The following is a 14,538-nucleotide window of genomic DNA, read 5'->3' as shown; positions in this document are numbered from 1 at the left end:
CCCCCCACCCCGTTCAAACTCCGTTAACAATGGACTGTGATCTCTCCGGTCTCCCCGATGCCCCGGAGCGCCCACCGGCACAAGCCGGAGGCGACTCCTTACGTCGACCTCACCCGCGCCGAGTGGAGCGCGCTGCGCGAGAAGACGCCGCTCCCGCTGAACGCCGAAGAGGTCGAGAAGCTGCGCGGCCTCGGTGACGTCATCGACCTCGACGAGGTGCGGGACATCTACCTCCCGCTCTCCCGGCTCCTCAACCTCTACGTCGGCGCCACGGACGGCCTCCGAGGCGCCCTGAACACCTTCCTGGGCGAACAGGGCTCTCAATCGGGCACCCCGTTCGTCATAGGGGTCGCGGGTTCGGTCGCCGTCGGGAAGTCCACCGTCGCCCGTCTCCTCCAGGCCCTGCTCTCCCGCTGGCCCGAGCACCCGCGTGTGGAGCTGGTGACCACCGACGGTTTCCTGCTGCCGACCAGGGAGCTGGAAGCCCGCGGGCTCATGTCGCGCAAGGGCTTCCCGGAGTCGTACGACCGTCGGGCGCTGACCCGTTTCGTCGCCGACATCAAGGCGGGCAAGGACGAGGTCACCGCCCCCGTCTACTCCCACCTGATCTACGACATCGTCCCGGACCAGCGGCTCACCGTCCGCCGCCCCGACATCCTGATCGTCGAGGGCCTCAACGTCCTGCAGCCCGCTCTGCCCGGCACGGACGGCCGCACCCGCGTCGGTCTCGCCGACTACTTCGACTTCAGCGTGTACGTCGACGCGAGCGCCGAGGACATCGAGCGCTGGTATCTCAGCCGGTTCAAGAAGCTCCGCCGGACCGCCTTCCAGAACCCCGACTCGTACTTCAGGAAGTACACCCAGGTCTCGGAGGAGGAGGCGGTCGACTACGCCCGCACCCTCTGGCGCACCATCAACAAGCCCAACCTGGTGGAGAACATCGCCCCCACCCGCGGCCGCGCCACCCTCGTCATCCGCAAGGGCCAGGACCACAAGGTGCGCAAGCTCAGCCTCCGCAAGCTCTAGAAACCCGCGCCTGTTAAATAGGCGCCATGCTGCACCTGCGCCTGATCACCCCGGCCGAGAAGACCGACGACGTGGTCCGCCTGATCGAGAAGACGGTCGGCGCCACGCACCTCGTCGTGATGCCGGGCGCCGCCCGCAGCCCCGCCGGCGACGTCGTGACGTGCGACGTGGCCCGCGAGGCGGGCGACGAACTCATCGGTGAGCTGCGGAAGTTGGATCTCGACAAGACAGGCTCCATCGCCGTCGAAAACATCGACCTGTCGCTCTCCGAGCGCGCCGACAAGGCCGAGGACGACGCACCCGGCGAAGGTGTGGACGCGGTCCTGTGGGAGCAACTGACGGACGCGACGCACGAGGAGTCGACCCTCTCCGTCACCTATCTCGCGTTCATCACCCTGGCCACGATGATCGCGGCCTGCGGTGTCGTGCTGGACAACGCGATCCTGATCGTGGGCGCGATGGCGGTGGGCCCGGAGTTCGGCCCCCTGGCGGCCTTCAGTACGGCGATCGTCCAGCGCCATCCCCGCCTGGCGCTGCGCTCGCTGAACGCCATCCTGGTGGGCTTCGCGGTGGCGATGCTCGTCACCGTCGGCTTCAGCTACTTCATGGACTCCGTGAGCCTGTTCAGCGACGAGCAGTTGGACGCCCTGCGCCCCAACACCAACTTCATCTACCGCCCCGACTGGTTCTCCTTCGTCGTGGCCGTCCTCGCCGGCTGCGCGGGCACGCTGTCCCTGACCTCGGCCAAGTCGGGTGCCCTGGTGGGCGTCGCCATCTCGGTGACCACGGTCCCGGCAGCCGCCAACGCCGCGGTCGCCTTCAGCTACAACGAGTACCAGCAGGCCTGGGGTTCAACAGAACAGCTCCTGCTGAACCTCCTGGGCATCGTCCTGGCGGGCACCCTCACCCTGCTCTTCCAGAAGTGGTTCTGGCGAAAGCGCCCCTGAAAGCGCGGGGAACAACACCCCAGCGCCGACTTTCACCCCAACGCCGACTTCACCCCAACGCCGACTTCACCCCAACGCCGACTTCACCCCAGCGCGGACTTCACCGCATCGGCAAGCCGCCCCGCAACCGTCCGAGCCTGATCGATGTCCGCCGCCTCGACCATCACCCGCACCAGCGGCTCGGTCCCCGACGGCCGCAACAACACCCGTCCGGTGGCGCCCAGTTCACGCTCGGCCTCAGCCACCGCCGCCGCCAGCTCCCCGGACGTCGAAACCTTCGACCGGTCCACGTCGGGCACATTGATCAGCACCTGCGGCAGCCGCTCCATCACGGAAGCCAGCTCCTTCAGCGATCGCCCGCTCTCCGCGACGCGAGCCGCCAGCATCAGCCCGGTCAGCGTCCCGTCCCCGGTCGTGGCGTGATCCAGAATGATGACGTGCCCGGACTGCTCTCCCCCGAGGGCGTACCCGTGCTCCTTCATCTCCTCGAGCACATACCGGTCCCCCACGGCGGTCTGGACGAGCCGGAGCCCCTCGCGCTCCAGCGCCAGTTTGAACCCCAGGTTCGACATGACCGTCGCGACGACGGTGTCGGACCGCAGCGCCTGTCGATCCCTCATCGCGAGCGCGAGCACGGCCATGATCTGGTCGCCGTCCACCTCCTCACCGGTGTGGTCGACGGCGAGGCACCGGTCCGCGTCCCCGTCGTGCGCGACGCCGAAATCCGCGCCGTGCTCGACGACGGCGGCCTTCAGCAGTCCGAGATGCGTGGAGCCGCAACCGTCGTTGATGTTGAGGCCGTCGGGCTGGGCACCGATGGTGATCACCTCGGCACCGGCGCGCGAGAACGCCTCCGGCGACACCCAGGAGGCAGCGCCGTGCGCCTCGTCGAGGACGATCTTCAGCCCGTCGAGCCGGTTCGGCAGAACGGCGATCAGATGGGCGACGTACTTGTCGAAGCCCTCGGTGTACTCACGGACCCGGCCGACACCGCCGCCGGTCGGCCGCTCCCAGGGCTCACCGCCCTTGTGCTCCTCGTAGACGGCCTCGATCCGCTCCTCCAGCTCGTCATCGAGCTTGTGCCCTCCGCGCGCGAGGAACTTGATGCCGTTGTCGGGCATGGCGTTGTGGCTGGCGGAGAGCATGACGCCGAGGTCGGCGCCGAGCACGCCCGTGAGATACGCCACCGCGGGGGTGGGCAGCACACCGACCCTCAGCACGTCCACGCCGGCGCTCGCGAGGCCCGCGACCACGGCGGCCTCCAGGAACTCCCCGGACGCGCGCGGGTCCCGTCCGACCACGGCCGTCGGCCGGTGGCCCTGGAACGTGCCCGCCTCGGCCAGCACATGCGCCGCCGCGACCGACAGACCGAGCGCCAGCTCGGCCGTCAGATCCGCGTTGGCGACACCGCGCACGCCGTCCGTGCCGAAGAGTCGTCCCACTTGTCCTCCTGAGGAAGCGTCAGTCACGGAGATCATCCGATCACATGAGCCTTTGAGCGTCTTGTGTCGTTATACGCCCAAGGTAGTGATAAACGAACGCCCCGGCGGCACTGTGGCGTGCCGCCGGGGCGAACGTACGTACTGCTGACTCGCAGGAACGAGCAGGTACGAAGCAGAACAGGCAGCGAAGATTAACGCTTGCTGTACTGCGGGGCCTTACGGGCCTTCTTGAGACCGGCCTTCTTGCGCTCGACCGCACGGTCGTCGCGACGGAGGAAGCCGGCCTTCTTGAGGGCGCCGCGGTTGTTGTCCACGTCGGCCTCGTTCAGCGCGCGGGCGACACCGAGACGGAGCGCACCGGCCTGGCCGGAGACGCCGCCACCCGCGATGCGGGCGATGATGTCGTAGCGGCCCTCAAGCTCGAGCACCTTGAAGGGCTCGTTGACTTCCTGCTGGTGCACCTTGTTGGGGAAGTAGTCCTCAAGGGTGCGACCGTTGATCTTCCACTTGCCGGTGCCCGGGACGATCCGGACGCGGGCGATGGCGTTCTTGCGACGGCCCAGGCCGGCGGCCGGCTGCGGGTCGCCGAAGCGGCCGGCAAGCGACTCCGAGGTGTACTCACCCTCGACGGGGACCTCGGACTCGGTGGTGTAGCTGTCGATGTCGACGAGCTCGGTCTCGGTCTCTTCGACCGGCTGCTCAACAGTGGTCTCGGCCACGATGCTCCTCAGATTCTTTTCTGTCTTAGGGGGTGGCCGGAACTACTGCGCGACCTGGGTGATCTCGAACGGCACCGGCTGCTGTGCAGCGTGCGGGTGCTGGTCGCCCGAGTAGACCTTCAGCTTGGTGAGCATCTGACGGCCCAGGGAGTTCTTGGGGATCATGCCCTTGATGGCCTTCTCGACGGCCTTCTCGGGGTTCTTCGCCAGCAGCTCGTCGTAGCGGACGGAGCGCAGACCACCCGGGTAGCCGGAGTGGCGGTACGCCAGCTTCTGGGTCTTCTTGTTGCCGGACAGGTGAACCTTGTCGGCGTTGATGATGATGACGAAGTCGCCCATGTCCATGTGCGGGGCATAGGTCGGCTTGTGCTTGCCACGGAGGAGGTTCGCAGCGGTGGTAGCCAGACGGCCCAGGACGATGTCCTGAGCGTCAATGACGTGCCACTGGCGAGTCACATCGCCGGGCTTGGGGCTGTACGTACGCACTTCGCAGCCTTCTTCTTCAGTGGATGGGTGCTGACACATGGCATCACTGAAGCGATCGTGCAGCTGGGGACGACAGTGCCGGGGACGCTGCCCGTATGCCGCCCACTGGTAACTGCTCCAGGGAACCTACGTAAGGGCCTCTCGCGTGAGAACGACCAAGCCGATACGCATAACAAACCGCAAGGTTACCCGCGCAGCCCCGGACGGGTCAAAACGAGTCCGCCGCGGCACGCATCACAGCACCTCGGGGACCGAGATGTACACCCCTGCCGGAATGGTCCCCGGGAGCCCTGCGAGAGGCACACCAGCACCTCCCGTCCCCCGTCTAAGATGCGCCCCATGAGCTTTGGGCAGCAGGGGGGACCCCCGTCCCAGTGGGATCCCTGGAAACCGCAGTCGCAGCAGCCATGGGGCAGCGACGGGGGCGAGCAGACTCCGGACTGGGCCGCGCTCGCCGAGGCGTCCGAGATCCGCAACAGGCGCCGTCGGCTGTTCTTCATCGTCGGGGGCGCGGTCGCCACGGTCGCGATAGGCACCGCCGTGGCCATGGCCGTCGTATCGGCGAACGGCGACGACGAGGCGAACAAGCCGACCTCGTCGCTGCCGGCGACGGCCGACATCCCGAGCGCGACCGGGACCACGCCGTCGTTCGCGCCGACCAGCGCCCCGCCGCCGCTGGACCCGAAGGACTTCATCGCCAGCAAGGCCAAGGACACGGCCCCGCTCAGCGCGCAGATCCTCTTCCCGGGCACCCAGCTGACCATGGGGTCGACCGTGTACAAGAAGGGGACGACGGCCGACACGAAGAACTGCGCCGCCGGTGACACGGTCCAGCCCAGCCTCGGAAAGGTCCTGAAGGCCAACAGCTGCACCCAGTTCATGCGGGTCAGCTACACCAAGGACGGCGTCTCGGTGACGGTCGGCGTGGCCGTCTTCGACACCGAGGCCCAGGCGGCGAAGGCGAAGAGCCAGGTCAACACCAAGAAGGACATCGTCAAGTCGCTGTCCGGCGGAGCGGTCAAGGCCTTCTGCAACTCCGCGATCTGCCGCACGACCTCGAACTCCTACGGCCGCTACGCGTACTTCACCATCGCCGGCTTCGCCAGCGGCAAGAACGTCACGGAGAAGGACACCGCGGTCTTCGGCATCGGCGACAACCTGGCCGAGTTCACCTTCCGCCAGATCCACCGCCGCGGCGAGGCTCAGGCGTCCACGGCTGCGAGCGAATGACCCGGCGCGCCGAGGCGCGCCGGGTCAGGTTCGTTCAGGTCCGCTCCCAGGAGCCGCTGGAGCCGCTCAGGACGGGCTCGGGATACGGCACGACGGGTTCCGGCAGGCTGCCGGCCGTCTCCCGGCTCCCGGCCGTCCTGAAGACCCAGGTGCGGTAGGACCAGAAGCGGAACAGGGTCGCCACGCCGATGCCGAGGAACTTGCTGACGTTGGTGGCGAGCGTGCCGTCCCAGCCGAACCCGTAGGTGGTCACGTAGAGCACCGAGTTCTCTATGACCAGGCCGATCGCGCTGAAGAACAGGAAGAGGGTCAGCTCCTTCCTGCGGCTGTTGCGGTCCGCCTGCTCCTGGTTGCGGTACGCGAAGTACCGCAGCCCGAGATAGTTGCTGAGAATGGCGACGACCGTGGCCAGGACGCTCGCCCGGACGGTCTGCCAGTCCGTGACGGTCCTGACGAGGTTGAAGACCGCGAGATTGACGACGAAGCCCGAGGCCCCCACCATGCCGAACTTCGCGATCTCGCGGTACAGCCTCCCCCACCGGGAGGGAAGCGCGTGACGTCCGCTGCTCACCGTCGCGCTCAGCCCCGTCGGTTGCGCAGTCGCAGCCGTACCGGCATCACCGCCGACTCGATCTGCGTCGAGAGGTTCATCTTGGAGACGCCCTCGGTGCGCTCCTCGAAGCGGATCGGGATCTCCACGGCGCTGTGCCCGGCCCGGACGGCCTTGAACTTCAGCTCGACCTGGAAGCTGTAGCCGGCGCTGTCCAGGGTCGCGAGGTCGATGTCCCGCAGGGTGGCCGCCGACCACAGGTTGAAGCCCGCGGTGATGTCCCGGATCTTGGTGCCGAGCACGGTCCGGGCGTACCGGTTGGCGAATCGCGACAGCAGGACGCGGTGCCTGCCCCACTCCTCGTCCAGCGAGCCGCCCTCCACGTACCGGCTGCCGACGACCAGGCCGACCCCGGACGCCATGGCCGTACCGAGCATGCGTGGGACCGCTTCCACCGGGTGGCTGCCGTCGGCGTCCATCTGGACGACGTACTCGGCACCCTCGTCCAGAGCGGCGCTCATGCCGGCGACGTAGGCGCGCCCGAGCCCGTCCTTCTCGGTCCGGTGCAGCACGCTCATCCGGCGCCGCCCGTCCCAGTTGTGCTTCTCGGCGAGCTCCTCGGCGATCTGCCCGGTACCGTCCGGGCTGGAGTCGTCGACGATCTTCAGATGCAGCCCGTCGATCGGCAGGCCGAGGACCAGCTCTGCCATACGGGGCAGGTTCGGCGCTTCGTTGTACGTCGGCATCACGACGGTAACCGGTACACCCGGGTATCTGTCGAGGCTCGTCATGTCGTTCTCTTCCCTCCCAAGAGACCCCTCAGGGGCCTCTCCCCAGCGGGCGCGGGTCTGCCCAACGCCCGGAAGTGCCAGCCCGCCGCGGCCCAACGCTCCCCGTCGAGCGCCCCCCGGCCGTCCACGATCCGTGGGCGGGCCACCAGTCGCGCGGCCCGCTCCGGATCGATCTCCCGGAACTGCGGCCACTCGGTCAGATGCAGCACGAGGTCGGCTCCCCGCAGGGCTTCCTCGGCCGATATCGCGTAACCGAGAAGCGGGTACGCCTTGCGGGCGTTGTCCAGCGCCTCGGGGTCGTAGACCGTGACATCGGCGCCGTCCAGACGCAGCCGGGCGGCCACGTTCAGTGCGGGCGAGTCACGGATGTCGTCGGAGTCGGGCTTGAAGGCCGCTCCCAGTACGGCGATACGGGCCCCCAGGACCGCACCCCCGCACAGCTCCCGCGCCAGGGCGACGACCTTGTCGCGGCGGCGCATGTTGATCGCGTCGACCTCGCGCAGGAACGCCAGCGAGACGTCCAGCTCATCGGCGCGGTGCGCGAAGGCGCGGATGTCCTTGGGCAGACAGCCGCCGCCGAAGCCGACACCGGCGCGCAGGAACTTCTTCCCGATCCGGTCGTCGTACCCGATCGCCTCGGCGAGGACGCCGACGTCGCCGCCCGCGGCCTCGCAGACCTCGGCCATCGCGTTGATGAAGGAGATCTTGGTGGCGAGGAAGGCGTTGGCAGCCGTCTTGACCAGTTCGGCGGTCGGGAAGTCTGCGGTGACGACGGGAGTGCCCGCGTCGAGAACCGGGGCGTACACCTTACGGAGGGTCGTTTCCGCATGTGAAGACCGCACGCCGAACACCAGCCGGTCCGGACGCAGCGTGTCCTCGATGGCGAAGCCCTCCCGCAGGAACTCCGGGTTCCAGGCGACCTCGGCGCCTTCGAACAGGGAGGCCAGCCGCTCGGCCGTGCCCACCGGCACGGTCGACTTGCCGACCAGCAGCGAGCCCTCCGCCGCGTGCGCGGCGATCGCCGCGAAGGCGGCATCGACATAGGTCAGGTCGGCGCCCTCGGACCCCTTGCGCTGCGGGGTGCCGACGCACACGAAGTGCACCTCGCCGAAGGTCCCGGCCTCCGCGTAGTCGGTGGTGAAGCGGAGCCGCCCGCTCGCCGTGTGTTTCTGGATCAGCTCGGGCAGACCCGGCTCGTGGAACGGCACCTGGCCGGCCCGCAGCGCTGCGATCTTGTCGGGGTCCACGTCGACCCCGAGCACCTCGTGTCCGAGCTCCGCCATGCAGGCGGCATGGGTGGCACCGAGATAGCCGGTACCGATGACTGTGAGCCGCATCCAGCGGCCTCCTTCACAACTCCGTTGTCGGTCGCTACTTGCGCTCGAGAACCCGCACCACGATGTGGTTCAGCTTCACCGTGCGACCGGCCTTGAAGGACTTCTCGATCGCCGCCGCGGTCTTCTCGTTCATGCCGGTGAGCGGCGGACGCCCGTCGCTGACAGTGGAGATCAGCCAGATCCGGTCGGTGCCCTTGAGACAGCTCGCCGGTTTACGGCACTCGGTGGCGCCGTAGGACCCGTTCTCCTGCGGGGTGTACTCCATGAGCACGTCCTTGGGGGCCTTACGGTCCCGCAGTTCGTACGCCATGGCCCGGCGCTCCGACATCCCGCCGTTGAAGATCATTCCGTCGCCGGACTTCTCGCCCGCCGCGACGACGTTCGCCGCGCCCCGGAAGTCCGGTTCCATCGGCAGGTCCTTCTTGGCGTCTCCGATCGCCGGCCACGCCACGAAGGCGTACCCGGCCGCGACGGCCGCGACCAGCAGCCCGCTCAGGACCTGTGCGCCGGTCCCCCGGCGGGCCTCGGGATCGAGTCTGCCGACGAGGCGGGTGAGCGCGGCGGCCACCAGCAGCGTCCAGGCCGGGATGGTGAACAGCAGATACCGCGGCAGGAAGAGGTGCAGCTGGTTGGCGGTCACGAAGGTGAGGACCGGCGGCAGTACGGCCCAGGCGGCAAGCAGCACCGAGTACCGCCCGGCGACCATGAGACCGACCACACCGAGGGCCATCACCGCTCCGCCGGTGATCCAGGACCCGAACAGAGTGTCCGGGAACTGGGTCAGGTCCTTGGTCGTGGTGACGTTCCAGGCGATCTGCCCGCTCTGCCCGGTGCCCTGCGCCACCATCGGGAAGGTGATGGAAAGCCCCAGCAGGGCCGCGCCGGCGAAGGCGTAGTGGGCGATGCGGTCGCCCCGCTTCTTGGCCAGGAAGACGAGCCACACATGCCCGGCGAGCACCGCCATCGCCACCAGGTGGCTGAATCCCGTGGCCGCGATGGCGAGCCCGTACAGCGTCCAGTTGCGCAGACTCGGCTTGTCCAGCGCCCGGATCAGCCACAGGGTGGCCAGCAGCGCGAACATCGTCGCGAAGGCGTACGGCCGGGCCTCCTGACCGTATCGGGTGATCATCGGCACCACCGCGAACAGCAGTCCGGCCAGTACCCCGGTGCGCACCGCGAACATCCGGCGTCCCAGCAGCCCGATCAGACCGGCCGAGACCGCCATGGCGAGCGCCTCCGGCAGCCGCAGCATCGCCGCCGAGTCCCCGGCGACGTCGATCCACAGATGCATCGCCGCGTAGTACGGCGCGATCACGACGTCGATGCTGCCGATCAGCCGTCCGAGGTCGTGCCACGAGATCGTGGACGCCCACCAGGTGGCGTGTTCGTCGCGCCACAGCTGGCGCCCGCCGAGCCCCGGCACAACGCAGGCAGCCGCGACCAGCGCCGGCAGCAAGAAGGCGAGCCACGCCGAGCCCCTGCCGGCACCGTCGGCGGACCGGCGGTGATCGGAGGACGCATCGTCCTCGGGTTCCTGGGCGGCCGTTTCGTCGACCGATGGTGTGTATGCCGTCATCGCTTCACCCAGATCCGGTACGGCTCCTGTCCGCCGTCCTTGTCGGAGGGCCGCAGCAGGGCCAGCAGCCGGTAGTCGGCGTTGCCGCGCAGCGCCTCGGGAACGGAGTCGGCGCGCAGCACGATCGCGTCGTAGGAGCCCCTCTTCACGGCGGCCGACAAGGCCGGCCCGCGCTCGGCCTGGTGCCACTGGGCGGGCTTCGTGTGCGTCCGCAGGTAGTAGGCGGAGATCTCCGGGTCGTCCGTCAGGTACTCGCCCTTGGTGTCCACGACCTCGCGCAGGGCACCGATCATGGCGGCCGAGTCCGGCGGCCGGTACAGCTCGCGGGTCTGCGCCATGCCGATCACCAGGGTGGCGACGTAGATCATGATGCCGATCTGCGGGTACCGGAAGTGGGCACCCATCATCCGCGAGACGCCGAGGCCCGCCATCGGCACCGCGAAGAGCAGTCCGAAGCCGACGTGGACGTACAGCGAGCTGCCGTTACCCAGCCAGGCCTGGTAGAGCGGTGCGAGCAGAGCGGTGGCACACAGGGTCAGGCCGAGCAGGGAGCGCCGGATGGCACCAGGCGCGGTGCCCTCGGCCCACGGCATCTCGCCCATCCGGGCCCGCCGGATGAAGCCGACGGCACCGATCACCGCGACCAGCAGGACGACTCCGCCCCACTGGGCGCTTTCCTTCAGCAGTTCCAGGGCGCTGTCGCTGCTCTGAACGTTCCAACCGCTCGGCGTGCCGGCGAGCTGGACTCCGGCAAAGCACAGTGCGCCGGTGGCCGCCGCGAACAGCGCGCCCCGCACGAAGGCGCCCGCGCCGCGGAACCGGTAGGCGGTCAGCACGGCGAGCACGGTCAGCGTGGGCAGGTACAGGGCGGCCGCGTACGCGGCGAACGGCGCGAGGGCCGCGAAGGGCGCCGCGAGCAACACGGCCGCGGGGCTCGCCTGGCGGGTCCTGGCCAGCAGCCACAGGGCGGCGGCGAGCAGGAACAGCGACAGGGAGTGCAGGGAGGCGTACCGGCCGGTGAAGGCGGTCGACTCCAGCACGGAGTACATGGCGGCGGCCGCGAGACCGGCCCGCGCGTTGAACAGCAGCCGGGTGGCGCCGAACAGCAGTGCCGTGGCTCCGAGCGCCCAAGCCAGGCTCAGCGCCCGGGCCCCGGCGAGGCCGAGCTGAGAGACCAGCCCTGACAGCTCGCCGTCGGACATCAGGAACTTCGCCTCTTGAGGGAAGGCGCTGCCGTCGAGCCGGAAGGACAGCCCTGCCTGCACGAGCAGGATCAGGACCAGGGCGCCTCGGCTGATCCATGCCGAGCGGCTGTTGTCGACCGACCAGGCCGACACCGCGACCTCGGGGAGCACATAGCCCGGCTCGGGCTCCGGCTCGGGTTCGACGACCGTGTACTCCGGAACGTAGTACTCGACGTCGGGGCCGACCGTGTGGGGACGCGCGTAGTACTGCTGCGCGGGGCTCGGCTGCTGGGGGATGTGCTGCTGCCCGGCATAGGGCTGCTGATAGCCGTACGCCTGCTGATCACCGCAGGTCTGCTGCTGTTCGTGGGCCTGCTGGTCGCCGTAGCCCTGCTGATGCTGGTCGGTGTGGGGCGGGTAGTGCTGCTGCCAGTCGTCCTGGTGCGGGCCGGGCTCCGACCAGCCGCCGTCCTGTTGCTGCGTCGTCATGAACGCGGCACCTCGAATCCGAAGTCGTCGTCCGCGATGAGGCGCTTGAACTCGGCCAGCGCGAGCGGGCTGCTCTGGATGCGCCAGTCGGCCCGCTTGGGGATGTTGAACCACAGGAAGCCGATGACGTCCTTGTCCTTCTTCACACCCGCGAGCAGGTCGCGCACATCGGCGCGCCGCCGCTCCCCGGGCTCCGACGAGGTCTCGCTGATCAGCACCGGCTTGTCGGTGAACGCGTCGATCTGGCTGCGCGTCGGGCCGTACAGGGTCTCGAAGGTGTGAGCGCCGGTCTGCGTCCAGTAGCCGACGACGCCGACCCAGTCGACGTAGGCGTCACCGGGCCAGTACGGCTTCAGTTTCACGGAACGCACGGGGTTGATGACGTTCGGGCTCCACACCCAGATCACGTTGGTGGCGCCGACGTCCTGGAAGACGTCGTGAATGTGCCGCCACGCCTTCACGAAGGTCTCAGGGGTGGTGTCCTTGGTGCCCCACGGATACCAGTGGCCGTTCATCTCGTGCCCGAAGCTGATCGCCACGGGCACGTCCGTCTTGCGCACACTGTCCGCGTACTTCTTGATGTACCCGTCCTGCGAGCCGTCGGCGATCTTGTCGAGGCCGGGCTTGAACGGCTCCCACGACACATACATCAGGCCGCCGTCGCCGAAGACGTTCTGGGCGCCCTTGGAGTTGAAGCCGTCACCCCACGACGAGTAGGAGCCGACCAGGTTCGGCTTCTTGCCGACGGTCTTGGCGAAGGTGTCCACCGGCTTCAGGGAGCTGGGCGCACCGTCCAAGGCCACCCCGAAGTACTCCTTGTCCGGGTGCAGCAGCGGCTTCACGTCGTACGGCAGTTCCGCCCCGGGTGCCTTGGAGGAGGAGCCGGCGGCCGGTTCCTTCGCGGCCTGGGCGGCGGGGTCGTCGCCTCCGAGCACACCACAGCCGGAGACCCCCGCCAGGGACATCAGCGCCACGCAGAGCGGGAGGACGGTCCTACGGATCATTCGGGCTCACCTGCTGAGTGGTGTTCCTTGGGCTGGATGAGCGCCCGCGCAACGACCAGCGCGTAGAACAGCCCGGAGGACAGGACGAGGGCGAAGTCCGGCGGGTAACCGGTGAACAGGCGGTACACGGCCGCTCCGACCCAGACCACGGCCGTGCCGCCGCTCCAGATCCACATGCCCAGCCAGAAACGGCGGGTCTTGTTCTTCTTCGCGCCCTTGGAGCCGGTCGGCTGCCAGCCCATGCGCTGCTTGCGCAGGATGTCCCAGATGGCGAAGACATGTGCCCAGCCGTACATCATCCGTGCCGACCATGCCTCCAGCCGGTACGGCGCCTTGTGCCACATCGGGAAGACGAGGGTGGTGTAGGCGATGCTGGGCAGCACCCAGACCAGGTGCTTGACCTGGAGCATCTCAGGGCTGGTGAGCAGCAGCATGACGGGCACGAGCGGCGCGAAGAAGGTGAACAGCGCCGTGTGGATGTAGTAGAAGAAGCCGGACATGTAGCAGAGCCGACTGGAGAAACGTATCGGCGCGTCCCAGAACTTCTTGCTGGCGAGCAGCGACATCGATCCCGAGCACCAGCGGTACTGCTGGTTGAAGAAAGCCCCGGCGGTGTCCGGGCACACCCCCGTGGAGAGCGCGACCGGCACGTACTTCAGGTCCCAGCCGAGCCCGCGCAGGTCGAAACCGGTGTGCACGTCCTCGGAGTGCTCGATGAGGGTCGTACCGCCGTTGGTCTCCAGCGCGGCCCGCCGGTAGATGGCACAGGAGCCGACACAGATGGCGCCGTCGCTGTTCTGCCGGGACACCTGCACGGAGCGGTAGAACAGCTCCTGTACGGCACCGGCTCCGCGCTCGATCCAGTTCTGTGAGTCCAGCACCCGGAAGTACTGCGGGGACTGCACGATTCCGATGCGCTCGTCGGTCTCCATGTACGGCAGCAGCTCCTCCAGGAGGTCGGAGCGCGGTGTGAAGTCGGCGTCGAGGATCAGGACGTACTTGCCGTCGGACTGGCCGAACCCGAAGTGCAGATTGCCGGCCTTCTTGAACCAGCCGCGGTTCTCCCGGGTGCCGTAGCGGAAGCCGAAGTCCCGGGCCATGGCGGCAAGTTCCGGGCTCGCGCCGTCGTCGAGAACGAAGGGCACGCACACGCCCGGATACCGGTCGGCCAGTTGCCGCACATGGGTCCAGGTGTTGTGCAGCACCTCGATGGGCTCTCCGCACACCGGCAGGAAGACGTCGACGCTGGGATAGACCGGGGGCCGCCAGCCGCGCACGAGCTGTTGGTGGTACTCGAAGTCGAAGTCGCGCGTGAAGCCGTTCACCTTCAGCGACACGAGGTAGTAGACGACCGTGAAGAGCACCGGTGGCGCGAAGATCCACATCAGCGGGCTGGCCTTGACCAGCGCCACTTGGCTGACGGTCAGGCAGCCGAAGCTGACGATCGAGGCGAGCGTCAGCACCCACAGGCGCCGCTTGACGTATGAATACTTCTCCGCATGCGAGGGCGGCGCGGGCAGAAGCCCCATCGGCGCCTGCTCGGCGCCACGCTTTCCTCCACGCCGCGCGGATCGGTGCCCCCCGGCACCGGTCGCTCCGGACATGCGGGCAGAGTCAATAGATGACATTCCTACCCTCCGGGCCACAGGCCCGATTTGTTCCCCACCCCAAAGAAGCCCCTTTCGAACAAAAGGGCTAGACGAGGAAGGTTATCCGAGGGCTGTGAATGACGTAAGGGCCGCGTGAAGACATAAGCC

The 14,538-nt window shown here is 68.3% G+C and carries 13 protein-coding genes; 3 read left to right on the top strand and 10 right to left on the bottom strand.

What is annotated here, in order from left to right:
* Window positions 1–57 precede the first annotated feature (57 nt).
* Entirely contained in the window at window positions 58–1,026 is a 969-nt protein-coding gene (gene coaA / locus BFN33_RS27630) for a type I pantothenate kinase (protein ID WP_167363041.1), read from the top strand.
* Window positions 1,027–1,052: 26 nt separating this feature from the next.
* Window positions 1,053–1,973, top strand: a complete 921-nt coding sequence (locus tag BFN33_RS27625) for a DUF389 domain-containing protein (RefSeq protein WP_069762832.1) — start codon at window positions 1,053–1,055, stop codon at window positions 1,971–1,973.
* A gap of 83 nt (window positions 1,974–2,056) precedes the next feature.
* On the opposite strand, the gene glmM is transcribed toward BFN33_RS27625, so the two are convergent.
* The 3 genes from glmM to rplM form a co-directional block, all read right to left on the bottom strand.
* The gene (gene glmM / locus BFN33_RS27620; RefSeq protein WP_069762831.1) at window positions 2,057–3,415 is read right to left on the bottom strand and encodes a phosphoglucosamine mutase; all 1,359 of its coding nucleotides are present in this window, start codon (window positions 3,413–3,415) and stop codon (window positions 2,057–2,059) included.
* Window positions 3,416–3,606: 191 nt separating this feature from the next.
* Window positions 3,607–4,134, bottom strand: coding sequence for a 30S ribosomal protein S9 (rpsI, locus tag BFN33_RS27615; protein WP_062047667.1), 528 nt, complete (start codon window positions 4,132–4,134; stop codon window positions 3,607–3,609).
* Window positions 4,135–4,176: 42 nt separating this feature from the next.
* A complete protein-coding gene (gene rplM / locus BFN33_RS27610) occupies window positions 4,177–4,620 on the bottom strand; it encodes a 50S ribosomal protein L13 (protein WP_062047669.1) in 444 nt (147 codons plus the stop codon).
* A 339-nt stretch (window positions 4,621–4,959) separates the two neighbouring features.
* On the opposite strand from rplM, the gene BFN33_RS27605 reads away from it, so the two are divergent.
* Window positions 4,960–5,850, top strand: a complete 891-nt coding sequence (locus BFN33_RS27605) for a hypothetical protein (RefSeq protein WP_069762830.1) — start codon at window positions 4,960–4,962, stop codon at window positions 5,848–5,850.
* A 34-nt stretch (window positions 5,851–5,884) separates the two neighbouring features.
* On the opposite strand, the gene BFN33_RS27600 is transcribed toward BFN33_RS27605, so the two are convergent.
* The 7 genes from BFN33_RS27600 to BFN33_RS27570 are packed head-to-tail and all read right to left on the bottom strand — an operon-like array spanning window position 5,885 to window position 14,310.
* A complete protein-coding gene (locus tag BFN33_RS27600) occupies window positions 5,885–6,421 on the bottom strand; it encodes a GtrA family protein (protein WP_079141035.1) in 537 nt (178 codons plus the stop codon).
* An 8-nt stretch (window positions 6,422–6,429) separates the two neighbouring features.
* Window positions 6,430–7,191, bottom strand: coding sequence for a polyprenol monophosphomannose synthase (locus BFN33_RS27595; protein ID WP_069762829.1), 762 nt, complete (start codon window positions 7,189–7,191; stop codon window positions 6,430–6,432).
* Window positions 7,188–8,528, bottom strand: coding sequence for a UDP-glucose/GDP-mannose dehydrogenase family protein (locus tag BFN33_RS27590; protein WP_069762828.1), 1,341 nt, complete (start codon window positions 8,526–8,528; stop codon window positions 7,188–7,190). The genes BFN33_RS27595 and BFN33_RS27590 overlap by 4 nt, the downstream gene beginning before the upstream one ends.
* A gap of 34 nt (window positions 8,529–8,562) precedes the next feature.
* Window positions 8,563–10,104 (bottom strand): glycosyltransferase family 39 protein, encoded by a 1,542-nt coding sequence (locus BFN33_RS27585; protein ID WP_069762827.1) that lies wholly within the window; start codon window positions 10,102–10,104, stop codon window positions 8,563–8,565.
* Window positions 10,101–11,777, bottom strand: a complete 1,677-nt coding sequence (locus BFN33_RS27580) for a hypothetical protein (RefSeq protein WP_088245407.1) — start codon at window positions 11,775–11,777, stop codon at window positions 10,101–10,103. Before BFN33_RS27580 ends, BFN33_RS27585 begins: the two co-directional genes overlap by 4 nt.
* Window positions 11,774–12,781 (bottom strand): glycoside hydrolase family 26 protein, encoded by a 1,008-nt coding sequence (locus tag BFN33_RS27575; protein WP_069762826.1) that lies wholly within the window; start codon window positions 12,779–12,781, stop codon window positions 11,774–11,776. Before BFN33_RS27575 ends, BFN33_RS27580 begins: the two co-directional genes overlap by 4 nt.
* Entirely contained in the window at window positions 12,778–14,310 is a 1,533-nt protein-coding gene (locus BFN33_RS27570) for a glycosyltransferase family 2 protein (protein ID WP_176742482.1), read from the bottom strand. Before BFN33_RS27570 ends, BFN33_RS27575 begins: the two co-directional genes overlap by 4 nt.
* Between the last annotated feature and the right edge of the window lie 228 nt (window positions 14,311–14,538).

It is taken from the genome of Streptomyces sp. LUP47B, from assembly GCF_001746295.1.
Classification (GTDB): Bacteria; Actinomycetota; Actinomycetes; order Streptomycetales; family Streptomycetaceae; genus Streptomyces.
This window is presented reverse-complemented; position numbering and strand designations above follow the sequence as displayed.